This is a genomic window from Nocardioides oleivorans (genome assembly GCF_004137255.1).
Lineage (GTDB): Bacteria > Actinomycetota > Actinomycetes > Propionibacteriales > Nocardioidaceae > Nocardioides > Nocardioides oleivorans.
In genome coordinates this window covers 293,643-314,736 of the sequence record NZ_SDWT01000001.1, presented here as the reverse complement: position 1 = coordinate 314,736, position 21,094 = coordinate 293,643, and the positions used below count along the sequence as shown (strand labels likewise).

Below are 21,094 nucleotides of genomic sequence, written 5' to 3'. Positions count from 1 at the left end.
ATGGCTGGTCAGGGAGGTGCTGACCAGGTGGTGCGCGAGCGCTCCGAGCAGCAGTTCGCAGGTGCCGGCCGCGGACGCGACCGGCGTGGGGGGCTTGGGGGTGGTGGGTGGCCTCACCGGCGTCCGCCGCCGGGGGCACGGGTCAGGGAGGTGCTGATGACCGTGGTCGCGAGCGCTCCGAGCAGCAGCACGCACCCGAGCAGCCACAGCACGCGCGACCCGGTGCCGCGGGCCGCGGGTGAGGCCGTCGCGGAGACCTGGGGGTCGGGCGGGGCGGCGGCCGAGACCAGCACCGGCTGGACGGCCATCGGCATCGCCTGGGCCGGCACCTGGGTGCCGCCGGAGCCGCCGCCGTCGGACGAGCCGCTGGAACCGCTCACCCCGGTGTCGTACGACGACCCGGTCGAGGTCGTCGACTGCGTGGTCCGGGCGGTCGGCGTCGCGGTCGGCGTGGTGCTCGCGGAGGGCGTGCCGGTCGGGCCCCTCGTCGGGCTCGGCGTCTTCGTGGGCGTCCGGGTGGGAGTCGCGGAGGGCGTCTTCGTGGGCGTCGCGCCGGCGGTCGGGGTGGGCGTCGCGATGGTCTTGCCTGCCCAGCTCACGGTCAGGGGCAGCGCGGGCTTCCAGGCGTCGGTCGCACCGCCGGTGGAGTACCAGTAGCCGGCGGTGCCGGCGCTCGACAGGAAGTCGAGGAAGCTGGCCGGGAAGGCGCCCTTCCACTGCCCGCCCACCTGGGCGGACTCGTGTGCCGGGGCAGCCCAGGCGACACCGAGGTAGGCCGGGGTGCTGGCGAAGCCGTCGGTCGCGGTCAGGTCGACCTCGGCGCGCGGCAGGTCGGCCAGCACGACCGGGGTGGCCGGCAGCGGGCTCCACTGCGACTGGTCGTCCATCGACGAGGCGAACCCGCCGGCGGTCGCGGTGAGCTGCGCCTTGTCGGCGGTCACGGTGAGCACCGGGTCGGTGACGGTGAAGTAGGACATGCCGGAGTAGTAGAGGACCGTGAAGGAGCCCTGCCACGTGATCGTCGCGGTGCCGGCCGTCGGGTCGACGGTGCCGGAGCCGTTGCTCACCACGACCTGGTGGTTGCTGAACTGGCCGCTCGTCGGGCTCGGGATCGCGGTGCCAGACGGCGTCGTGCCGAGCCCGGCCCACGTGGCCGTGGCGTAGGTGCCGTCGGTCTTCTGCTTCTCGATCCGGACGTTGCCGTCCTCGGCCTTCCAGCCGGCCTGCGGGAGCGTGGTGCCGCCCTTGCCGGGGTCGGGCACGATGCCAGCGGAGAAGAAGTTGTGGGTGCCGGGCGCGAAGGCGCGGTTGTTGGACTCGTTGTTGACGCCCCACCGCAGCTGGGCGCCGCTGACGGAGAAGGCGTCGGCCCGGGCGCTGGCCGGCTCGGCCATCAGCGAGAACGGCGCCACAGCGGCGAGCAGCAACGCCGCCGTGGCGGTCAGGGCGCCGGCCGCGGCGCGCACCCGGGTGCTCATGCGGTCACTCCCGTCGCCCCGGGGGCCAGGGGGGCACGACGACCACGTCGCCGCAGCCGGACGACGAGGAGCACGAGCGAGGCGAGCAGCGCCAGCGCCGAGGCGCCGACGAAGGTGATGGCGGCGAGGTCGGGCCCGTCGGCGGCGACGGCCGGTCCGGGGTCGGTCGCCACTGCAGTGCCGGCGCGGACCGGGAACCGCTCGCTCGGGCGTGCGTCGGACGCCGCGCCGACCAGCCGCAGCTGGTGGGTGCCGACGGAGAGGTCGGCGGGCAGGGCCATCACGCCGGCGACCTCGCCCGAGGTTCCGGCGAGGAGCGGGCCTAGCGCGACGACACCGTCGTCGAGGAGGGCGAGCACCTGCTCACCCGGCGCGAACCCGCTGCCGGTGAAGGCCAGTGCCTGCCCGGCGACGGCGGTGTCGCGCTCGGCGGTGACCTTCGGCCTGCCGCGGCGGACGGTTGTCGTCGGGGTGGAGGTGGCCGGGCCGGTGGTCCCCGAGGAGCCTGCGGTCGTCTCCTCGCCCGTCGTGCCGCCCCCGTCGGTCGTGCCGCCGCTCTGGCCGGGCCTGTCCTCGGTCGGGGTCGCAGCCTCGTCGGCGTACACCTCACCGAAGCGAACGGGGGTGAAGGTCTCGTTGCGGGCGTTCTTCACGCCGTGCGCGCCGAAGGTGATCACGCCGCAGGTGACCGTGCGGCAGTCGACGGCCACGGCGTTGCCGTCGCGGTCGACGGCCTCGAAGGTGGGGCCGGGGACCGTGAGGTCGACGCTGAAGGAGCCGTCGGCCGACATCACGGCCTGCGCCTCGGCCTCGGTGGAGCTGCCGGGGAAGGCGACGAACCGGAGGTACCCGGCGTTGGACCCGGACTCGGAGTCGGGGACGTAGCGGTAGTCACGGCCCGTGATGCCGCCCTCGGACGGGCGCCAGCCGCCGCCGGCGGGGTCGCGGACCCAGCCGAAGGCCACGTAGACGCCACCGAAGCCGCCCCTGATCGACTGGAAGCCCGACCCGCGCAGGGTGAACGTCGTGGCCCGCCTGTCGTCGGCCAGCGCGGTGCCCTGGTCGTTGGTCACGCTGACGCGGGACGCGGCCTGGGCGGGCGGGGCGACCAGGACGGCCGTGGGCAGGGCGAGGGCGCCGGCGGCGACGGTCGCCGCGAGGCGGGTGCGGGTCAGCACGGGTCCTCCTGGTGGAGCAGGTCGGTGGGGCGGGACGCGCGTGAGCGGTCCGCGAGGACGATCGGGTCGCCGGTGCGCGGGTGCGCGACGACCTCGACCGGGTGGCGGTAGACGCGGCTCAGGACCGCGGCGTCGAGCACGTCGTGGGGCGTGCCGGTCGCGACGACGCGACCCTCCTCGAGCAGCACCATCCGGTCGGCGTGGGCGGCGGCGAGGGTGAGGTCGTGGAGCACCACGAGCACGGCCGCGCCGGCGCGGGCACGCTCGACGGCGGTGGCCAGCAGGGTCTCCTGGTGGCCGATGTCGAGCGCGGCGGTGGGCTCGTCGAGCATCACGATCCCGGTCTGCTGGGCGAGCACGCGGGCGAACGACGCCCGGCCCTTCTCGCCGCCGGAGAGCGACCCGAACGAGCGCCCGGCGAGGTGCTCGACCTCGGTGGTCTGCATCGCCGCGGCGACCTCGAGGTCGTCGAGGTCCTCCTCCGGGCGGCCGCGCCACGGGGCCCGGCCCATCTCGACGACGTCGCGCACCGGGAACGGGAAGGAGATCCGCTGCTCCTGCGTCAGCACCGCCCGCTCGCGCGCCAGCGCCGCCAGGCGCCAGTCGCGGACCGGCCTGCCGTGGATCGTCACGCTGCCGGCCTCGGGCTCGAGGTCGCCCGCGACGACGCCCAGCAGGGTGGACTTGCCGGTGCCGTTGGGGCCGACCAGCGCCAGCACCTCGCCGGCGTGCAGGTCCAGGTCGACGTCGTCGAGCACCCGCCGGCTCCCGAAGGAGACGGTGATCGCGCGGACTTCCGCGACGGCGTTCACGCCCAGCCCCCGGCCGTACGACGGGTGCGCCAGAGCAGCCAGAAGAAGAACGGGCCGCCGACGAGCGAGGTGAGCATGCCGAGCGGCAGGTCGGCGTAGGCCACGAGCGTGCGGGCGCAGAGGTCGGCCACGACGATGACCAGGCTGCCCGCGAGCAGGCAGGCGGGGATCACGAGCCGGTGGCCGGGGCCGGTGACCATCCGGACGAGGTGCGGCACCACCAGGCCGACGAAGGCGACGATCCCGCAGAACGACACGGCGGCGGCGGTGAGGAGCGCGACGACCACGATGAGGCCGATGCGCAGCTTCTCGACGTGCACACCGAGGTGGCGGGCGGGGCGCTCGCCGAGGGCCAGCAGGTCGAGGCTCCGGGCGCTGAGCAGCGCGAGGACGATGCCGACGACCGCGAAGGGGGCGACGACCGCGACGTAGGGCCAGCGGCTGCCGTTGAGGCTCCCGAGCTGCCAGAAGACGATCTGCTCGCGGGCCTGGGTGTCGCCGAGGAACATCAGGAGCGCCAGCAGCGCGCCGGCCACGGCGTTGACCGCGATGCCGGTCAGGACCAGCGTGACGACCTCGGTGCGCCCACCCGAGCGGGCGAGGGCGTAGACGAGGAGCGTGGTCACGAGCCCGCCGGCGAACGCGGCGACGGCGACGGTCCAGTCGCCGGCGAAGGTGAGGCCGAAGACGATCACGGTCGCGGCCGCGACCGCCGCCCCGGAGGAGACGCCGACGATGCTCGGCTCGGCGAGCGGGTTGCCGAACACCCCCTGCATGAGGGCCCCGGCGACCGCGAGCGCGGCGCCGACGAGGGCCGCCATCGCGACGCGCGGGAAGCGGACGGTCCAGAGGGTGTCATCGCCCCGCGGGTGGGAGGGCACCGGCAGCCAGTCGACGCCGATCCGGTGGAGCACGGAGCCGGCCACCTCGTCGGCCGGGATAGGGAGCTGTCCCGACCCGGCGGAGACCAGGATCGCGACGACCAGGCCGAGTCCCAGCAGGACGAAGAACCCGGTGAGGCCGAGCGAGCGGCCCCGGGTGAGACGTCGTACGGTCGCGGTCGGCACCGCTGCCGCGGCCGTCGCGGTCACAGGTCCTCCGGCGCGTAGAGCGCGATCGCGAGGGCGTTGAGCACGTCGGCGGTGCGCGGGCCGTAGCTGAGGACCTGGTCGTCGTTCATCGCGACGATGCGCTCGTGCTCGCCGGCGGGGGTCTGCGCGAGCGCCGGGAACCGCTCCAGCAGCCCGTCGACGCCACCGACGGACTCGAGGCCCTCGCTCATCATCAGCACCACGTCGGGCTGGGCGGAGACCAGGCCCTCGTCGGTGAGGGGTCGCATCCCCTTCCAGCCGATCTCCGAGCTGACGTCGTAGGCGCCGACGGCCTCGATGAGGGAGTCGGCGCCGGAGTCCTGGCCGAACATGTAGTAGACGCCCGAGCTGCCGCGGACGTAGAGGAAGACCGTGCGGAGCCGGTCGTTGACGTCCTTCGGCGCGAGCTCGGCGATCTCGGCCTCCATCGCGTCGGCCTCGTCGACGATGCGCTGCCCGAGCTCCTTGCCCTCCTGCGGGACGCCGAGCGCGTCGGCGACCTGGCTGGTGAGCGAGGCCAGGTTGTCGAGGCCGCGGTGGGAGTCGGTGACCACGACCGGGATGCCGGCGTCGCGGACCTGGAGGATCACGTCCCACGGGCCGAGCGAGGTGTCGGTCAGCACGACGGTCGGGTCGAGCGCCAGGATCGACTCGGCGTTGAGCTCGTGGCCGTTGCTGGTGACCAGCGGCCGGTCGGCGATCTCGGGGAACTGCGAGGAGATGTCGCGCCCGACCACGCTGTCGCCGAGCCCGAGCTGGTAGACGGTCTGCGAGAGCGTGCCGTAGATGTCGAGGGCGAGGATCCGCGAGGTGTCCTCGACCGTGACCTGCGTGCCCTGGGCGTCGGTGACGGTCACGGGCAGGTCGGACCGCGGGTCGTCGGCGACCGGGTCGACCTCGGACGCGGGCAGCGCGATGTCGACCACGCCCTCCCACGAGCGCGGGTCGGCGAGCGGCGTGACGTCGGAGACGTGGGGCACGGCGCTCGCGGACGCGGACTCCGTCGCGGACGACGACTGCGTCGTGACGGGCGAGCAGGCGCCGAGGAGGAGGACCGCTGCGGTGGCAGCGGCGAGCGGGGCGTACGTCGTACCCACACGACGTCCGCCCCGGGAGCGGGAGAGGGAGAACATGCCAACCTTTGGTGAGGCTTACCTTAGTAAGTGAAGCCTAACCTTATTTCTGGTCGGTCGTCATCCCTGCCCACCAGCCGCAGCCGGACATGGGTGTGGCCGCGACCCCGGAAGGGGTCGCGGCCACACGCGAGCGCGCTGGGGGAGGTCAGCCCAGGGCGGCGACCGCCGCGTCGTAGTCGGGCTCGTGGCCGACGGCGTCGGTCAGCTGGGTGTGGAGCACGGTGCCGTCGGTGTCCAGCACGACGACGGCGCGGGCGAAGAGGCTGTCCCAGCCGCCGCCGTCGATCGCGACGCCGTAGTCTTGGCCGAAGGAGGAGCGGAACGCCGAGCCGACGAGGACGGCGTCGATGCCCTCCGCGCCGCAGAAGCGGGCCTGGGCGAAGGGGAGGTCGCGCGAGACGCAGACGACCGCGGTGTTCTCCAGGCCCGAGGCGAGCTCGTTGAACTTCTTCACGCTCGCCTGGCACACGCCGGTGTCGATGCTCGGGAAGATGTTGAGGACCACGCGCTTGCCCGCGACGTCGGCGTCGGTGAGCGCACCGAACTTCGCGTCGACCAGGTCGAAGCCCGGAGCCTTGGAGCCGACCGCGGGGAGCTCGCCCACGGTGGAGATGGTGTTGTCGCCCAGAAGAGTGGTTGCCATGTGCCCAACGTAGTGGCCGGCTGCCAGCGACCGGACCCGATCTAGGGTGGCGAGATGGCAGCCACTGATCGCACGACCGTCATCGTCGAGGTGTTGCGCGACGCCTTCGCGCCCCTCATGCGCGCCGACCCGGCCGCGTTCCGGGCGAAGTACCGCAAGATGGCGCGCGACCCGCACGCCTTCTACCGCGGCACCGCGTGCCTGTTCTTCCACGACGTCACCTCCGAGCCCGATGCGCACGACTGGGCGCAGCACGGCGCCGAGCGGATCTGGATCCACGGGGACCTGCACGTCGAGAACTTCGGGACCTACCTGAACTCCGACGGCCGGCTGGTCTTCGACATCAACGACTTCGACGAGGCCTACGTCGGTCGCTTCACGTGGGACCTCCAGCGCTTCGCTGCGAGCCTGGCCCTCGTGGCGTGGCAGAAGGCGCTGCCCGAGGACGCGGTCCGCAAGCTCGTCGCGCGCTACGTCCGCTCCTACCTGGCCCAGGTCAACCACTACGTCGCCTCCGACACCGACGACGACTTCGAGCTCACCCTCGACACCGCCGAGGGCCCGGTGCTCACCGCGCTCACCGTGGCACGCACGATGCGTCGGGCCGACCTGCTCGACGGCATGACGACGCTGAAGGACGGCCGGCGCCGGTTCGCCGAGGACGCCTCCACGCGGCGGCTGCCGCGCGAGGAGCGGGCCGAGGTGGTCGCGGCGTTCCGGGCCTACCTCGACACCATCCCGCAGTCGAAGCGCTTCGACCGCGCACTCTTCTACGAGCTGCGCGACGTCGTCGGGAAGTCGGGCTTCGGGATCGGCAGCGCCGGGCTGCCGGCCTACAGCGTCCTGGTCGAGGGCTACAGCCAGGCGCTCGACAACGACGTGGTGCTGAGCATGAAGCAGGCCAACGTCCCGGCGCTGAGCCGCTTCGTCGACACCAGCGAGGTCGATGCGTACTTCGACCACGAGGGCCACCGCACCGTCGTCAGCCAGCGCGCGCTCCAGGTCCACACCGACCCGCTGCTCGGTCACACCCGCATCGGCGGGGTCGGCTACGTCGTCTCCGAGGTCTCGCCCTACGAGGTCGACCTCGACTGGTCGGAGATCAACGAGCCCGCCGACATGAGGTCGGTCGTCGACCTGCTCGGCCGGGCCACCGCGAAGATCCACTGCGCCTCCGACGAGGACAGCCAGCAGGACCTCGTCGACTTCCAGGTCGAGGAGGCGATCGCCCGCTCGCTCGAGGGGCGGCGCAACGACTTCGTCACGTGGCTGTGCGACTGGGGGATCGCGTACGCCGAGCGGGTCCGCGCCGACCACGCCCTCTTCGTCGACGCCTTCCGCGAGGGCCAGGTCGGCATCGCCGCCACCTGACCCTCGCGGGTCGGTCAGACCTATCAGGCGTCGATCGTGCCCATGTTGCCGTAGCGGTCGCCCTGGACGGCGTCGCGCGGGACGGCCTGCTCGAGGGCGGCGAGGTCGTCGGCGGTGAGCTCGACGTCGGCGGCGCCCACGTTCTCCTCGAGGTACTTCACGCGCTTGGTGCCGGGGATCGGCGCGACACCAAGGCCGGAGTCGCCCTGCGCGAGCACCCACGCCAGCGCGAGCTGGCCGGGCGTGCAGCCCTTGGCCGAGGCGATCTCGCGGACCTTGTCGACGAGGACGAGGTTGGCGTCGAGGGCCTCGCCCTGGAAGCGCGGGAAGTACTCCGAGCGGCGACGGTCGGCCTCGCCGTCGGCGCCGCCGGTCGCGGTGATCGCACCGGTGAGCAGCCCGCGGCCGAGCGGGGAGTACGGCACCAGGCCGATGCCGAGCTCGCGGAGGACCGGCAGGATCTCGTCCTCGAGGTCGCGGGTGAAGAGGGAGTACTCGGTCTGCAGCGCGGTGATCGGGTGCACCGCGTGGGCCTTGCGGATGGTCGAGGCCGAGGCCTCGGACAGGCCGAGGTGCAGCACCTTGCCGGCCTCGACGAGCTCCTTCATCGCGCCGACGGTCTCCTCGATCGGGACGCTCTGGTCGACGCGGTGCTGGTAGTAGAGGTCGATGTGGTCGACGCCGAGGCGCTGGAGCGAGTCGTCGCACGCCTTGCGGACGTAGTCCGGGGAGCCGTTGATGCCGACCATGGTGCCGTCGGGGAGTCGCTCGTTGCCGAACTTGGTGGCCAGCTGGACCTCGTCGCGACGCCCGGCGATCGCCTTGCCGACCAGCAGCTCGTTCGTGAAGGGGCCGTACATGTCGGCGGTGTCGAGGAAGGTCACGCCGAGGTCGAGGGCGCGGTGGATGGTGTCGGTGCCGCCCTGCTCGTCGGGGGTGCCGTAGAACTCCGACATCCCCATGCAGCCGAGCCCGAGGGAGCTGACGGTGAGGGAGGAGGTGGTGCCGAGGGTGCGTGTCTGGATGCTCATGGCACCCACACAACTCCTTGGAGTGCGCTCGAAGTCAAGCCCGGTCAGGCGGTCTTGTCGAGGGTGTTCTCGTAGAGCGCGATCTTGTAGTCGATCGCGCGCAGGTGGGAGGTCACCTCGGCGAGCTGGCGCTCGACGACCTCGCGGTGCGCGAGCAGGAGCGCCAGGCGCTCGGCCTCGTTGCCGTCGCCGGTGCGCACCAGCTCGGCGTAGCGGCGCACGTCGCGGATCGGCATGCCCGTGGACCTGAGCCTGGTCACCATCTCGATCCAGCGGAGGTCGGCGTCGGTGTAGCGGCGGTGCCCGGACGGGGCGCGGTCGACCGCGTGGAGCAGCAGGCCGTCACGCTCGTAGTAGCGCAGCGTGTGGGCGGTGAGCCCGGTCTTCTCGGCGGCCTCGGCGATCGTCAGGCTGGTCATCCGACCAGTGTCCGACTTGGAGTGCACTCCAAGTCAAGGGCTCGTCCCAGGGCGCAGGGCGGGCCGCACGAACTGCGCGGTCGCGAAGGGCCCGCCGACGAACTCCGCCTCGGCCTCGTCGTCGGGGCCGGCCTGCACCCGGTCGACGTACGCCTCCGCGTCGTCCTGCGGCTCGTAGCCCAGCCGCCGGCCGGGCTCGAGGTCCCACCACGCGCGGGTGTTGGCGCTGATCCCGTAGAGGACGGCGAAGCCGGGGGCGGGCGTGGTGAGCGCGGCCTCCACCATGCGCAGGCCGTCGCCGTGGGAGAGCCAGGTCGACAGGCCCCGGACGCTCGCCGGCTCCTCGAGGAACGAGCCGATCCGGCACGCGACGGCGTCGATGCCGTGGCGGTCGGCGAAGAGCCGCATCAGCGCCTCGGCGGCGACCTTGGCCACGCCGTAGTAGGTGTCGGGTCGGGGGAGCGCGGCCTCGGTGAGCTCGCCGGAGGCCCGCGGGGTGCGGCCGACGGCGTGGTTGGAGGAGGCGTAGACCAGCCGCGGCACGTCGTGGGCGACCATCGCGTCGAGCAGCGCGGCGGTCGTGACGACGTGGGAGGTGAGCTCGTCGGGGAGCGAGAGCTCCTCGGGCGCGCCGGCGAGGTGCACGACGGCGTCGAGCCTGCCCCCGGTCGTCAGGGCGGCGACGACGGCCTCGACCGCGTCGGCGTCGGCGCAGTCGGCCTCGTACCAGGGGAACGTGGTGCCCTCCGGGGCCGGCACCAGGTCGAGGCCGACGACGTCGTGGCCCAGCCCCTCCAGGCCGACCGTGATCACCCGGCCGAGGCTGCCGGCCGCACCGGAGACGAGGACGTGCATCGTCAGCTCCTTCCGCTCAGATCCGGGCGACGACCTGGCTGAGCAGGCCGCCCATCCGGCTCGCGGCGGCCTTGCCGGCCTCGAGTACCTCGGAGTGGTCGAGCGGCTCGCCGCTCAGCCCGGCGGCGAGGTTGGTGACCAGGCTGATGCCGAGGATCTCCATCCCGGCCTCGCGGGCCGCGATCGCCTCGAGCGTCGTGCTCATGCCGACGAGGTGCCCGCCCATGATCCCGGCCATCCGGACCTCGGCGGGGGTCTCGTAGTGGGGGCCGGTGAACTGGACGTAGACGCCCTCGTCGAGGCTCGGGTCGACCTCCTTGCACATCGCGCGCAGGCGCGGGCTGTAGAGGTCGGTCAGGTCGACGAAGTTCGCACCGACCAGCGGGCTGTGCCCGGTCAGGTTGATGTGGTCGGAGATCAGCACGGCCTGGCCGGGCTGCCAGCCCTCCTTGAGGCCGCCGCACCCGTTGGTGAGGACGATGGCCGAGCAGCCGGCGGCGGCCGCCGTACGGATGGGGTGGACGACCGCGGCGACGCCCTTGCCCTCGTAGAAGTGGGTGCGCGAGAGGAAGACCAGCAGGTTCTTGTCGCCGTTCCTGATCGAGCGGATCTTGCCGCTGTGGCCGGCGACGGCGGCGGCGCTGAAGCCGGGGACGTCGGTGGTGTCGATCTCGGCGGTCGCCTCGCCCAGCGCGTCGACGGCCGGGAGCCAGCCCGAGCCCAGGACGAGGGCGATGTCGTGGCGCTCCACGCCGGTCAGCTCGGCGAGCTTCGCGGCGGCGGCCTGGGCGAGGTCGTAGGGGGTCTGGTCGCTCATGGCGGCACTCTATGGGTCGGGGGCAGGGGTCAGAGACCGGTGGACCTGCAGGACCGCCGGCGCAGGGCCGCGACGTAGTCCTCCGGGGCGCCGGCCGCATCGGCGGCGTCGGAGATCACGCCGAGGTAGGACGCCGACGGGAGCCCGCCCTCGTAGGCGTCGAGGACGTAGGACCACACGACCAGCTCGCCGGTCATGGTCGAGACCCGGACCTTGGTCTTGCGGTAGAGCCCGGTGTCGGCGGCCTCCCAGCCGTCGAGCGCCCGCTCGTCCTCGGGGGTGACGTCGTAGACCGCCACGAAGACCTGCTCGAAGGGGTCCTGGACGATCGTGGAGAGCGCGCCGTCCCAGCCGTGCTCCTCCCCGCCGAAGGTCAGTCGCCAGCCCGTCAGCCATCCGGTGGAGTGGAGGATCGAGTGCGGGCAGCGCTCGCTCATCCGGGCGGGATCGAGGTTGGTCCCGTAGGCGGCGTAGAGCGTCACGAGCCACAGGGTATCGAGCCCTGACCCTTGGTGTCCGTCCCGTGCACCGGACAACTAGGCTGGGGGGGTGACCGACACGCACTTCGACACCCTCGTCCTCGGCGCCGGCCCCGGTGGCTACGTCGCCGCGATCCGCGCAGCCCAGCTCGGCCAGAAGGTGGCCGTGGTGGAGGAGAAGTACTGGGGAGGTGTGTGCCTCAACGTCGGGTGCATCCCGTCCAAGGCTCTCCTCAAGAACGCCGAGCTGGCGCACACGCTCCAGCACGAGAAGGCCAAGTTCGGCATCGAGGGCGACGCCACGATGTCCTTCGGCCCGACGCACAAGCGCAGCCGCGACGTGAGCGCCGGCATCGTCAAGGGCGTCCACTTCCTGATGAAGAAGAACAAGATCACCGAGATCGACGGCTGGGGCACCCTGACCAGCGCGACCGGGATCGACGTCTCCAAGGACGGCCAGACCACCGGCTACACCTTCGACAACCTGATCCTCGCCACCGGCGCGACCGTCCGGCTGGTGCCGGGCGTCGAGCTCAGCGAGCACGTCGTGACCTACGAGGAGCAGATCCTCACCGACCAGCTCCCGGAGTCGATCATCATCGGCGGCTCCGGCGCGATCGGCGTCGAGTTCGCCTACGTGATGGCCAACTTCGGCGTCGACGTCACGATCGTGGAGTTCCTCGACCGGATGGTCCCGACCGAGGACCCCGACATCTCCAAGGAGCTCGCCAAGCACTACAAGAAGCTCGGCGTGAAGGTGCTGACCTCCACCGCGGTCAAGCGCGTCGAGGACACCGGCTCCGGCGTGAAGGTGACCGTCGCCCCCGCCGCCGGTGGCGACGAGCAGGTGCTCGAGGCCGGCAAGTTCCTCGCCGCCTTCGGCTTCGCCCCACGGGTGAAGGGCTTCGGCCTCGAGGCCATCGGCGTCAACGTGACCGAGCGCGGCGCCATCGAGATCGACGACTACGGCCGCACCAACGTCGACCACGTCTACGCGATCGGCGACTGCACCGGCAAGCTGATGCTCGCCCACGTCGCCGAGGCGATGGGCATCGTGGTCGCCGAGACGATCAACGGCGCCGAGACCATGCCGGTGGAGTACGACTTCGTGCCCCGCGCGACCTACTGCATGCCGCAGATCGCGTCCTTCGGCTACAGCGAGCCCCAGGCCAGGGAGCGCGGCTACGACGTCAAGACCGCGACCTTCCCCTTCACCGCCAACGGCAAGGCGATGGGCCTGGGCGAGGCGGTCGGCTTCGTGAAGGTCGTCGCCGACGCCGAGCACAACGAGATCATCGGCGCCCACATGATCGGCCCCGACGTCACCGAGCTGCTGCCCGTGCTGACGCTGGCCCAGAAGTGGGACCTCACCGCCGACGAGGTCGGTCGCAACGTCTTCGCCCACCCGACCCTGGGCGAGGCCGTCAAGGAGGCCATCCACGGCATCGCCGGCCACATGATCAACCTCTGATGACCGACCGCATCGTCATCGTCGGCGGTGGCCCGGGCGGCTACGAGGCCGCCCACGTCGCGGCCCAGCTGGGCGCCGAGGTCACCGTCGTCGACACCGACGGTGTGGGCGGATCCGCGGTCCTGACCGACTGCGTGCCGAGCAAGACCCTCATCGCCACCTCCGAGCTGATGACCGACATGGCGGCGGCGCAGGAGCTCGGGGTCAACTTCCGCGACCACGAGGGCGACGCCGCCACATCGATCGTGGTCGACCTCGCGCGGGTCAACGCCCGCGTGAAGCAGCTCGCGGCCGACCAGTCGGCCGACATCGCGTCGGGCCTGGCCCGCGACGACGTACGCGTCGTGACGGGCCGCGGCCGCCTCGGGCCCGACCTCACCGTCGTGGTCGACACCGCCGACGGCGAGGAGACGATCCAGGCAGACGCGATCCTCCTGGCGACCGGCGCCTCGCCCCGCACGCTGCCGAGCGCGCAGCCCGACGGCGAGCGGATCCTCACCTGGGAGCAGGTCTACGACCTGACCGAGGTGCCGGAGAAGCTCATCGTCGTCGGCTCGGGCGTCACCGGTGCGGAGTTCGCCAGTGCGTACCTCTCGCTGGGCATCGACGTGACGCTCGTCAGCAGCCGCGACCGGGTGCTGCCCGGCGAGGACGCCGACGCCTCCGCCGTGCTCGAGGAGGTGCTCACCCGCCGCGGGATGAACGTCCTCGGCACCTCGCGCATGCAGTCGGTCAGCCGCGACGGCGACCAGGTCACCGTGACGCTGACCGACGGCCGCACGGTCACCGGTAGCCACTGCATCCTGGCGCTCGGCTCGATCCCCAACACCGCGGGCCTCGGCCTCGAGGAGGCCGGCGTCGTCACCGACGAGGGCGGCTTCATCAAGGTCGACCGGGTCTCGCGCACCTCCGCGCGCGGCATCTACGCCGCCGGCGACTGCACCGGTGTGTTGATGCTCGCCTCGGTCGCCGCGATGCAGGGCCGCATCGCGATGTGGCACTACCTCGGTGACGCGGTCGCCCCGCTCGACCTCAAGAAGGTCGCCTCCAACGTCTTCACCTCGCCCGAGATCGCGACCGTCGGCTGGTCGCAGCAGGCCGTCGACTCCGGCGAGATGGCCGCCGAGGTCGTCACCCTCCAGCTGGCCGGCAACGCCCGCGCCAAGATGCAGGGGGTGCGCGACGGCTTCGTGAAGCTCTTCTGCCGACCCGGCACCGGGATCGTCGTCGGTGGCGTGGTCGTCGGCCCGCGCGCCTCGGAGCTGATCCACCCGGTCTCGATCGCGGTCGCGGAGTCGCTCACGGCCGACCAGCTCGCCCACGCGTTCACGGTCTACCCCTCGATGAGCGGGTCGATCGCCGAGGCGGCCCGCCGCCTGCACCGCGTCTGACCCGCGCGTCGGGGCCGGGACCGGGCTGGCAGGTCGCGCACCACCACGTCCAGCGGTTGGCGGCGTCTCCCGGGATCTCCTCCACCGTGCTGACCGGTCCGCCGCACCGGCGACACCCGCGGCGCTGACGCCCGACGACCCAGTGGTCGTCGCCCTTCGCGGACGACCCGGTGGTGACCTGGTAGGCGCCCTCGACCGTCGCCGAGTGTCGCAGCATCGTGGCCGCGCGCTCGACGAGGCGATCCACGTCGACGTCACCGACGGGTGTCCACGGACTCACGCCGCTGAGGAAGGCGAGCTCGTTGGCCCAGAGGTTGCCCAGGCCGGCCATCGACCTCTGGTCGAGCAGGGCGCTCACCAGCGGCCTGGCCGGGTCGTCGCCGACCCGGCGGACGGCCTCCTCCGCGTCCCAGTCCGCGCGGAGCGGGTCGGGGCCGAGGTGGCCGACCAGGTCGTGCTCGCGGTCGGTGGCGACCAGGTCGAGGTCGTGCAGCCGGATGCCGTGCACGGTGCGCCGGTCCTCGAGGCTGAGCACCAGGCGCACGTGCGGCTGGACCCTCCCCGGCAACCGCTTGTCCGGCGCGAGCGTCGACCACGACCCGTCCATCTTCAGGTGGCTGTGCAGCGTGGCCGCGGGCGAGGAGTCGGTGGCGGAGAAGCGGGTGAGGAGGTGCTTGCCGTGCGTGTCGTGGCCCAGCACCGTGCGCCCTCCGAGGTCACGGGTCGCCAGCCGGGGCACCCGGAAGTCGGAGCGCGTCACGACCTGTCCGGCGAGCTGGCGGTCCAGTCGGCGGGCGAGCTTCCAGACGCTGTCTCCCTCGGGCACCCGCCCAGTGTCACAGGCGGGTACGACAGCCCCGGGCCCGCAGCCTCAGCCCCGCGCGACCACCAGGTCGGCGATGCTCACCCAGGTGCGCTCGGCGTCCTGGAGCCAGAAGTCGTGGCCGACCCCGGGCAGACGGCGTACGTCCCAGCCCAGGGCGGCCAGGCGGTCGGCCACGTCGTCGGGGAGGACGGCCGGGGAGTCGTCGGACAGCACGATCGTCGACGGCACGGCCGGCGCCGCCACCGGCGCGGGGTGGTGCGCGACCTCGCGGAACACGCCGACCGCCATCGACTTGTCGAACCTCGCGGTCGCCGCCTCGTGGAGCGCGGCGTCCGCGGGCGACATCGGCGGCCGGCCACGGCTGCGCAGCTTCTGGAGGAGGGCTGCGCCGACGACGCTCACCGGGGATGCCGCCCAGAAGACCCGCCCCGCGAGCCCCGAGGTCGGCAGGCCGAGCCGGAAGCCCGGGTCGAGGTAGACCGCGTGAGCCGGGGCCAGCCGGGCGACGGCTCGCTCGAGGACGGTGCCGCCGAGGGAGTGCCCGACCACGACGTCGAGCCCGGACGGCAGGGTCTCGACGAGGTCGTCGGCGAACGCCTGGACGGAGTAGTCGTCCGCACGCCCGCTCGCGCCGTGGCCCCGCAGGTCGACGGTGGTGACGGTGACGCCGCCGGCGGCGACGAGGCGCTCGGTCACCGCGTGCCAGAGCGCGCCGTCGGCGCCGAGGCCGTGGACGAGCGCGACCCGCTTGGGACCGATGCCGTGCTGCTGGGTCGCGAGCCTCACCGGTCAGCGACCTCGCCGAGGAAGTCCAGCAGCACCTCGTTGAAGCGGTCGGGCTGGTCGATGCTGATCGCGTGCCCGGCGTCCTCGATGACGAGGGCGCGGCCGTGGGCCGTCCCGGCCACGGCGGCCTCCGCGTGCTCGCACGACCAGACCTGGCTCTCGCGACCGGCGAGCATGAGCAGCGGCAGGGGGAAGCGTCGTACGACGTCGCGCCAGTCCTGGAGCGCGTGGTCGCGCAGCAGCGGCAGCGTCTCGGGTGCGGTGCTGTCGCGGAAGGCGGGGAAACCGCCGAGGCGCTCGGCCAGCCGCGCCACGGCCGGGCCCGACCTGTCCACGGTGCGGCCACCGTCGAGCTGGGGGACCCCGTGGTCGAAGTGGGTGGCGGCGTTGCTGGCGTCGTAGCCGTAGAAGCCGTGCGGCCACGAGTCGTCGTTGAGCATCTTCGGCGTCTGGTCGGCGACCACCACGCCGGACAGGCGAGCGGGCCCGAACTGGTCGACGTAGGCCCAGATGGTGTTGCCACCCATCGACGCCCCCACCAGCGTCACCTCGGTCAGGTCGAGGTGCTCGAGGAGCTCGCCGAGGTCGCGACCGTGGCGGGCCATCCGCTGGCCGTGCGCGGGCGTCTCGGACTCGCCGTGGCCCCGGCGGTCGAACGTCACGACCCGGTGGCCGGCGGCGAGGAGCGCGTCGACGGTGAGGATCCACGCGGTCGCGGGTGCGGTGAACCCGTGGACGAGCACGACGGTGGGCCCGCTGCCCTCGTCGGTGTAGGCCAGCGCCACGTCGTCGGTCGTGCGGAAGGTCGGCATGACCCGACCGTAGCCGCGCACGGCCGGTCCCGGGGATGGAGACCTCGCCCGTCGCGGGCGGGGTCAGGTGGAGGGGGTGTCCATGAGCCGGTGCAGCCGCAGGGCGACCTGCAGCTCGAGCGCCCGGCCCGGGTCCTTCCAGCCGGGTCCGAGGAGCGCGGTGACCCGGTCGAGGCGCTGGTAGAGCGTGTTCGCGTGGATGTGCAGCACCTCGCAGGTCCGCGCGTGGTGGCGTGCCTGCTCGAGGTAGGTCTCGAGGGTCACCGTCAGGTCGCGCTGGCGCTCGCGGTCGTGGTCGAGCAGCGGGCCGACCGTGGTCCGGACGAAGGCGGCGATCTCGCCGCGACCGGCGCGGCTGAACAGCGAGCGGTAGAGACCGAGGTCCTCGCTGGTCGCGCACACTCCCGGGCGGTCGAGCGCGAGGAGCAGCGCTGCGGTCTGCCGGGCCTCCTCGTGGGCCGTCCGGACGCCGCTCGGTCCGCCGGTGCCGGCGGCCAGGCCGGTGGTCGGCGTCGTGCCGTCGGCCCCGGACAGGCGGGCCACCACGTCGCGCACGTCCTCGACGCCTGCCGGCAGCAGGACGACGACCTGGCCGGCGTGGGCGGCCGACCAGCCGCGCACCTCGGCCGCCAGCCGGGCCGCGAACGCGGTCGCCGCGGTCGTGCCCACCGGCTCGGGGTCGACGACCGCCACCGTCGCCACCGAGCCGAGCTCGATGCCGATCGCCCGGGCGCGTCGGAGCAGGCTGGCCTCGTCGGCCTCGGAGGAGAGCAGCGCGTGCACGAACTCGCCGCGCGTGCGGAGCTCGGCCTCGGTGACCGAGCGCTCCGAGGCCAGCAGCACGGCGACCGTCGTGGCGCCGATGCGCAGCAGCCGGTCGGACTCCTCGCCCGGGGTGGTCGTCGGGGAGGCGACGAGGTCGCCGGCGTGGCCGCTCGGCAGGTTGACCGGCACGACCGGGCCGCCCTCGGGCGAGCGCTCGCCGGCGAGGGTCCGACCCTCGTGGTCACGGACCTCGACGAGGATGCCCGCCGATCGTTCGAGTGCGGCGACGACCGCAGGCAGGCCGCCTCCCCGGATCACCACGTCGTCGAGCACGTCGCGCAGGTCGCTGGCCCGCTGGCGGCTCTCGCTGACCTCGCGCAGGGTGGCGATGGCCGTCCGCAGCTCGGCCGCGGCCGTCCGCTCGCGGTCGAACAGGTCGGCCGTGCGCAGGGCCAGGGCGGCGTGCGCGGCCAGCCCGGCGAGCAGCTCGACGTCGTGGTCGACGAACGCGCGCGGTCGCCGGTCGGCCGCGAGGAGCACGCCGAGGATCTCCTCGCCCACGACCAGCGGGACGCCGAGGATGCCGCCGAGCTGCTCGCTCTGCGCCGCGGACTCGGTCCCGGGGGTGCGGGGGAAGCGGTCGTCGACGAGGTAGGCCTCGCTCCACAGGGGTCGACCCGTGGAGAGGACCTGGCCGCCGAGTCCTTGCCCCGACCTCAGCTCGATGCCGCGCATCGCCGAGCCCATGGCGCCGTCGACGACCTCGATCCGGAGGACGTCGGTGCGCAGCAGCATGATGTAGGCGACGTCGACGACGAGCAGCCTCCGGGCCTGGCGAGCCACCTCGTCGAGCACGTCACGGGTGTCGTGCAGGGCCGCGAGCCGCCGGGCGAGGTCGTTCAGGACGGCGAGCTCGTCGGCGCGGCGGCGCAGGTCGGCGACGTCGTACGCCGTCTCCTCGCCCGTCGTGCCCACCGCCCCATCCTCGCGCATGGGGCCGGGACCAGTGGTCAGGTGACGACCTTGCCGGGGTTGAGCACCCCGTGGGGGTCGAGCGCCCGCCGGATCGCGCGGTGCATGTCGACGACGGCCAGGGGCAGCTCGGCGGCCAGCCCGGCACGCTTCAGCAGGCCGACCCCGTGCTCTCCCGTGACCGTCCCGCCGCACGCCAGGGCCTCGACGATGATGTCGTCGAAGGCATGCTGGGCGCGCACGCGCGCCTCGTCGTCGCCGGCGGGGGTGATGATCAGCGGGTGCAGGTTGCCGTCGCCCGCGTGGGCGATGTTGGCGATCAGCACGTCGTGGCGCTCCGCGATCGCCTGCACGGCGGCGAGCATCTCGGGCACCCGGCCGACCGGCACGCAGACGTCCTCGGTGAGCACCGGTCCGAGCCGCTCGAGGGCGGGGTAGGCCAGGCGACGGGCGGCGAACATCGCGTCGGCCTCCGCCTCGTCCTCCGAGCGCGCCGCGAACGTCGCGCCGGCGCCCTCGAAGGCGGCCAGGACGGCCTCGGCCTCGGCGATCCCGGCGGCGCCCGGGCCGTCGACCCGGGCGAGGAGGATCGCCTCGCAGTCGGCCTCGATGCCGAGGTTCTTCCAGTCGTTGACGGCCGTGAGGCAGTGGCGGTCGAGCAGCTCGAGCGCGGAGGGGATGGTGCCGGCACGCGCCACCGCGGCCACGGCCTCGCCGGCCGCGACGAGCGAGTCGAAGAAGCCGACGACCGTCTGCTCGGCCGGGCGCGCCGGCCGCAGCCGCACGGTGATCTCGGTGACCAGGCCGAGGGTGCCCTCGGAGCCGACCAGCAGGGAGACCAGGTCGTAGCCCGCGACGCCCTTGGCGGTCTCGCGGCCCACGCGCACGAGCTCACCTGTGCCGGTGACGACCTCGAGGGCGAGGACGTAGTCGCCGGTGACGCCGTACTTCACGCAGCACAGGCCGCCCGCGTTGGTCGCGACGTTGCCGCCGATGGTCGACCAGGGGGAGCTGGCCGGGTCCGGCGGGTACCACAGGCCGTGCTCGGCGACCGCCGCGCGCAGGTCGTCGTTCACGACCCCGGGCTGGACGACGGCCAGGCGCTCGACCGGGTCGATGCGCGTCACGGCGGCCATCTGCTCGAAGCTGACGACGATGCCCCCCGACACCGCGTTCGCCCCGCCCGACAGGCCGGTGCCGGCGCCGCGCGGCACGACGGGCACGTCGTGCTCGACGCACCAGCGCACGAGGGTGCGCACCTGCTCGGCAGAGGTCGGCCGGGCCACGGCCAGCGGGACGGCGTACGGCGCCCACTCGGCCTCGTCGTGGCTGTAGCGGGCCGTCGAGGCCGGGTCGGTGAGCAGCGTGCCGGGCGGCAGCAGCCCGGCCAGGTCGTCGAGGTCGACCAGCACGGCGTCGCGGGCGGTCGTGAGGGTCATCGCACGGCCTTGATCGGGCGGACCAGCACGGCGCCGAGCATCACGAAGACGATCCCGGACACGAACACCGCGGGGTAGCCGCCGGTGATCGTGACGAGCGCGGCGGCGATCGACGGGCTCATCGCCTGGGGGAGCGTGGTCGCCAGCCCGAGGATGGCCAGGTCACGGCCGGCGCTGCTCTCGCCCTGGAGCCGGGCGGGGAGCACCTCGGTCATCAGCGCCAGGTCGATCGAGATGTAGACCCCGAAGCCGAGGCCGAGCAGGAAGGCGTACGCCAGCACGCCGGTCGTGGTGGGCACGAGGAGCGGGATGGCCAGCGCGAGCGACATGACGACCGACGACCAGACGATGAAGGGCTTGCGCCGCCCGACCTTGTCCGACAGCCACCCGCTGCCCAGCGCGGACAGCAGCACGCCGACGAGCAGCACGACGCCCATCGTGGCGGCGAACGAGTTCGACTCGGCGTCGCTGAGACCGATGTAGTCGCGCAGGATGTAGAGGCCGTAGGTCTGCGAGCCGTAGAAGCCGATCACCATGAGGAAGCGCGACGCGAACGCCCAGGCGAAGTCGGGGTGCTGGCGCGGGCTGATCCAGAAGCCGCGCAGGAAGTCCTTCGCCGACGTGCGCTGGCGGGGGAGGTCGGCGCTCGAGGGGTCGCGGTTGAGGGTGACGAAGAGCCCGACGACGACGACCATGAGGACTGCGAGGACGACGTAGGGCAGGAGGCCCCGGGTCGCGGTGCCGCCGGCGACGATCACGCCGACGGCGTTGCCGATGGTGATGCCGACGCCGATCATCGCCGACACCCCGCCGCGCCGGGTCGGGGGATAGCGGTCGGGGACGAGGGCGGTCGCGGCGGCCTGCAGGGCGTTCACGCCGACCTGCACGACCAGCCACACCAGGGCCACGGTGAGCACCGAGCCGGCGAGCGGCAGGCCCAGGAGGAAGCCGCTGGTGAGCAGGGCGCCGCCGACCATCCAGGGAGTGCGGCGGCCGAAGCGCGAGCGGGTCGCGTCCGACAGGGCGCCGGCCACCGGCTGGGCGAAGATGTTGGCGATGAAGGCGATCGTGGTGACGAAGGCGAGGTTGCCGACCTTCGACGCCTCGTCGATGCCGGAGACGATGTTGGGCAGCAGGATGCCGTTGCCCCCGGAGTTCACCGCGAGGATCGCGACGTAGACCATCAGCAGGCCGAAGGACATCCGGCGCAGGCGGGGCTCGGGCGCCGCGGCGCCTGCCTCGGCCGTCGGGGCGGGGGCGGGGGTGGGGATCTCGGTCAGCGCCATGGTCTGCTCCTGGCTCCGGGGCGGCCGGTCGCCGCT

Annotated in this window: 20 protein-coding genes; 3 read left to right on the top strand and 17 right to left on the bottom strand. The window is 73.1% G+C overall.

The window, feature by feature from the left end:
* Nucleotides 1-113: 113 nt before the first annotated feature.
* The 6 genes from EUA93_RS21455 to tpx all read right to left on the bottom strand — a co-directional run bounded on the left by EUA93_RS21455 (nucleotide 114) and on the right by tpx (nucleotide 6,338).
* Nucleotides 114-1,478 (bottom strand): hypothetical protein, encoded by a 1,365-nt coding sequence (locus EUA93_RS21455; protein ID WP_165355020.1) that lies wholly within the window; start codon nucleotides 1,476-1,478, stop codon nucleotides 114-116.
* A complete protein-coding gene (locus EUA93_RS01490) occupies nucleotides 1,475-2,656 on the bottom strand; it encodes a hypothetical protein (RefSeq protein WP_129398118.1) in 1,182 nt (393 codons plus the stop codon). The genes EUA93_RS21455 and EUA93_RS01490 overlap by 4 nt, the downstream gene beginning before the upstream one ends.
* Nucleotides 2,650-3,468 carry a heme ABC transporter ATP-binding protein gene (locus EUA93_RS01485; protein ID WP_129398116.1) on the bottom strand — a complete coding sequence of 273 codons (819 nt, stop codon included), beginning with the start codon at nucleotides 3,466-3,468 and terminating at the stop codon, nucleotides 2,650-2,652. Before EUA93_RS01485 ends, EUA93_RS01490 begins: the two co-directional genes overlap by 7 nt.
* A complete protein-coding gene (locus EUA93_RS01480) occupies nucleotides 3,465-4,559 on the bottom strand; it encodes a FecCD family ABC transporter permease (RefSeq protein WP_165355019.1) in 1,095 nt (364 codons plus the stop codon). Before EUA93_RS01480 ends, EUA93_RS01485 begins: the two co-directional genes overlap by 4 nt.
* The gene (locus tag EUA93_RS01475; protein ID WP_129398114.1) at nucleotides 4,556-5,692 is read right to left on the bottom strand and encodes a heme/hemin ABC transporter substrate-binding protein; all 1,137 of its coding nucleotides are present in this window, start codon (nucleotides 5,690-5,692) and stop codon (nucleotides 4,556-4,558) included. Before EUA93_RS01475 ends, EUA93_RS01480 begins: the two co-directional genes overlap by 4 nt.
* Nucleotides 5,693-5,840: 148 nt before the next feature.
* Nucleotides 5,841-6,338, bottom strand: a complete 498-nt coding sequence (gene tpx, locus EUA93_RS01470; protein WP_129398112.1) for a thiol peroxidase — start codon at nucleotides 6,336-6,338, stop codon at nucleotides 5,841-5,843.
* Between the two features lie 54 nt (nucleotides 6,339-6,392).
* Between tpx and EUA93_RS01465 the strand changes: the two genes are divergently transcribed.
* Nucleotides 6,393-7,709, top strand: coding sequence for a DUF2252 domain-containing protein (locus EUA93_RS01465; RefSeq protein WP_129398110.1), 1,317 nt, complete (start codon nucleotides 6,393-6,395; stop codon nucleotides 7,707-7,709).
* A gap of 23 nt (nucleotides 7,710-7,732) precedes the next feature.
* On the opposite strand, the gene EUA93_RS01460 is transcribed toward EUA93_RS01465, so the two are convergent.
* From EUA93_RS01460 to EUA93_RS01440, 5 genes are read right to left on the bottom strand one after another with little or no spacing between them, the layout of a single operon-like run.
* Nucleotides 7,733-8,740, bottom strand: coding sequence for an aldo/keto reductase (locus tag EUA93_RS01460; protein ID WP_129398108.1), 1,008 nt, complete (start codon nucleotides 8,738-8,740; stop codon nucleotides 7,733-7,735).
* Between the two features lie 44 nt (nucleotides 8,741-8,784).
* Complete coding sequence (locus tag EUA93_RS01455; RefSeq protein ID WP_129398106.1) at nucleotides 8,785-9,159, bottom strand: MerR family transcriptional regulator; 375 nt, start codon at nucleotides 9,157-9,159, stop codon at nucleotides 8,785-8,787.
* Between the two features lie 33 nt (nucleotides 9,160-9,192).
* Nucleotides 9,193-10,014, bottom strand: coding sequence for an NAD-dependent epimerase/dehydratase family protein (locus tag EUA93_RS01450; RefSeq protein ID WP_129398105.1), 822 nt, complete (start codon nucleotides 10,012-10,014; stop codon nucleotides 9,193-9,195).
* 16 nt (nucleotides 10,015-10,030) lie between these two features.
* The gene (locus EUA93_RS01445) at nucleotides 10,031-10,831 is read right to left on the bottom strand and encodes a purine-nucleoside phosphorylase (protein ID WP_129398103.1); all 801 of its coding nucleotides are present in this window, start codon (nucleotides 10,829-10,831) and stop codon (nucleotides 10,031-10,033) included.
* Between the two features lie 29 nt (nucleotides 10,832-10,860).
* Nucleotides 10,861-11,313 carry a gamma-glutamylcyclotransferase family protein gene (locus EUA93_RS01440; protein WP_129398101.1) on the bottom strand — a complete coding sequence of 151 codons (453 nt, stop codon included), beginning with the start codon at nucleotides 11,311-11,313 and terminating at the stop codon, nucleotides 10,861-10,863.
* Nucleotides 11,314-11,380: 67 nt separating this feature from the next.
* Here EUA93_RS01440 and lpdA point away from each other — a divergent pair, with 67 nt between their 5' ends.
* Complete coding sequence (gene lpdA / locus EUA93_RS01435; RefSeq protein WP_129398099.1) at nucleotides 11,381-12,781, top strand: dihydrolipoyl dehydrogenase; 1,401 nt, start codon at nucleotides 11,381-11,383, stop codon at nucleotides 12,779-12,781.
* On the top strand, nucleotides 12,781-14,172 hold the full coding sequence (locus tag EUA93_RS01430) for an NAD(P)H-quinone dehydrogenase (RefSeq protein WP_129398097.1): 1,392 nt from the start codon (nucleotides 12,781-12,783) through the stop codon (nucleotides 14,170-14,172). Before lpdA ends, EUA93_RS01430 begins: the two co-directional genes overlap by 1 nt.
* Here EUA93_RS01430 and EUA93_RS01425 read toward each other — a convergent pair.
* From EUA93_RS01425 to EUA93_RS01400, 6 genes are all read right to left on the bottom strand, one after another.
* Complete coding sequence (locus EUA93_RS01425; RefSeq protein WP_129398095.1) at nucleotides 14,108-14,998, bottom strand: DNA-formamidopyrimidine glycosylase family protein; 891 nt, start codon at nucleotides 14,996-14,998, stop codon at nucleotides 14,108-14,110. The two genes, EUA93_RS01430 and EUA93_RS01425, sit on opposite strands and share 65 nt — an antisense overlap.
* Before the next feature lie 45 nt (nucleotides 14,999-15,043).
* Nucleotides 15,044-15,784 (bottom strand): alpha/beta fold hydrolase, encoded by a 741-nt coding sequence (locus EUA93_RS01420; RefSeq protein ID WP_129398093.1) that lies wholly within the window; start codon nucleotides 15,782-15,784, stop codon nucleotides 15,044-15,046.
* Complete coding sequence (locus EUA93_RS01415) at nucleotides 15,781-16,596, bottom strand: alpha/beta fold hydrolase (RefSeq protein WP_129398091.1); 816 nt, start codon at nucleotides 16,594-16,596, stop codon at nucleotides 15,781-15,783. The genes EUA93_RS01420 and EUA93_RS01415 overlap by 4 nt, the downstream gene beginning before the upstream one ends.
* A 63-nt stretch (nucleotides 16,597-16,659) precedes the next feature.
* Entirely contained in the window at nucleotides 16,660-18,336 is a 1,677-nt protein-coding gene (locus tag EUA93_RS01410) for a helix-turn-helix domain-containing protein (protein WP_165355018.1), read from the bottom strand.
* Between the two features lie 35 nt (nucleotides 18,337-18,371).
* Nucleotides 18,372-19,772 (bottom strand): FAD-binding oxidoreductase, encoded by a 1,401-nt coding sequence (locus tag EUA93_RS01405; protein ID WP_129398087.1) that lies wholly within the window; start codon nucleotides 19,770-19,772, stop codon nucleotides 18,372-18,374.
* Nucleotides 19,769-21,058, bottom strand: coding sequence for an MFS transporter (locus EUA93_RS01400; protein ID WP_129398085.1), 1,290 nt, complete (start codon nucleotides 21,056-21,058; stop codon nucleotides 19,769-19,771). Before EUA93_RS01400 ends, EUA93_RS01405 begins: the two co-directional genes overlap by 4 nt.
* Between the last annotated feature and the right edge of the window lie 36 nt (nucleotides 21,059-21,094).

Coding starts and splice junctions, on each gene's coding strand:
- EUA93_RS01460 (WP_129398108.1), bottom strand. CDS start 8,740: ATGAGCATCCAGACACGCACCCTCGGCACCACCTCCTCCCTCACCGTC.
- EUA93_RS01430 (WP_129398097.1), top strand. CDS start 12,781: ATGACCGACCGCATCGTCATCGTCGGCGGTGGCCCGGGCGGCTACGAG.
- EUA93_RS01455 (WP_129398106.1), bottom strand. CDS start 9,159: ATGACCAGCCTGACGATCGCCGAGGCCGCCGAGAAGACCGGGCTCACC.
- EUA93_RS01475 (WP_129398114.1), bottom strand. CDS start 5,692: ATGTTCTCCCTCTCCCGCTCCCGGGGCGGACGTCGTGTGGGTACGACG.
- EUA93_RS21455 (WP_165355020.1), bottom strand. CDS start 1,478: ATGAGCACCCGGGTGCGCGCCGCGGCCGGCGCCCTGACCGCCACGGCG.
- EUA93_RS01465 (WP_129398110.1), top strand. CDS start 6,393: ATGGCAGCCACTGATCGCACGACCGTCATCGTCGAGGTGTTGCGCGAC.
- EUA93_RS01445 (WP_129398103.1), bottom strand. CDS start 10,831: ATGAGCGACCAGACCCCCTACGACCTCGCCCAGGCCGCCGCCGCGAAG.
- EUA93_RS01400 (WP_129398085.1), bottom strand. CDS start 21,058: ATGGCGCTGACCGAGATCCCCACCCCCGCCCCCGCCCCGACGGCCGAG.
- EUA93_RS01405 (WP_129398087.1), bottom strand. CDS start 19,772: ATGACCCTCACGACCGCCCGCGACGCCGTGCTGGTCGACCTCGACGAC.
- EUA93_RS01450 (WP_129398105.1), bottom strand. CDS start 10,014: ATGCACGTCCTCGTCTCCGGTGCGGCCGGCAGCCTCGGCCGGGTGATC.
- EUA93_RS01415 (WP_129398091.1), bottom strand. CDS start 16,596: ATGCCGACCTTCCGCACGACCGACGACGTGGCGCTGGCCTACACCGAC.
- tpx (WP_129398112.1), bottom strand. CDS start 6,338: ATGGCAACCACTCTTCTGGGCGACAACACCATCTCCACCGTGGGCGAG.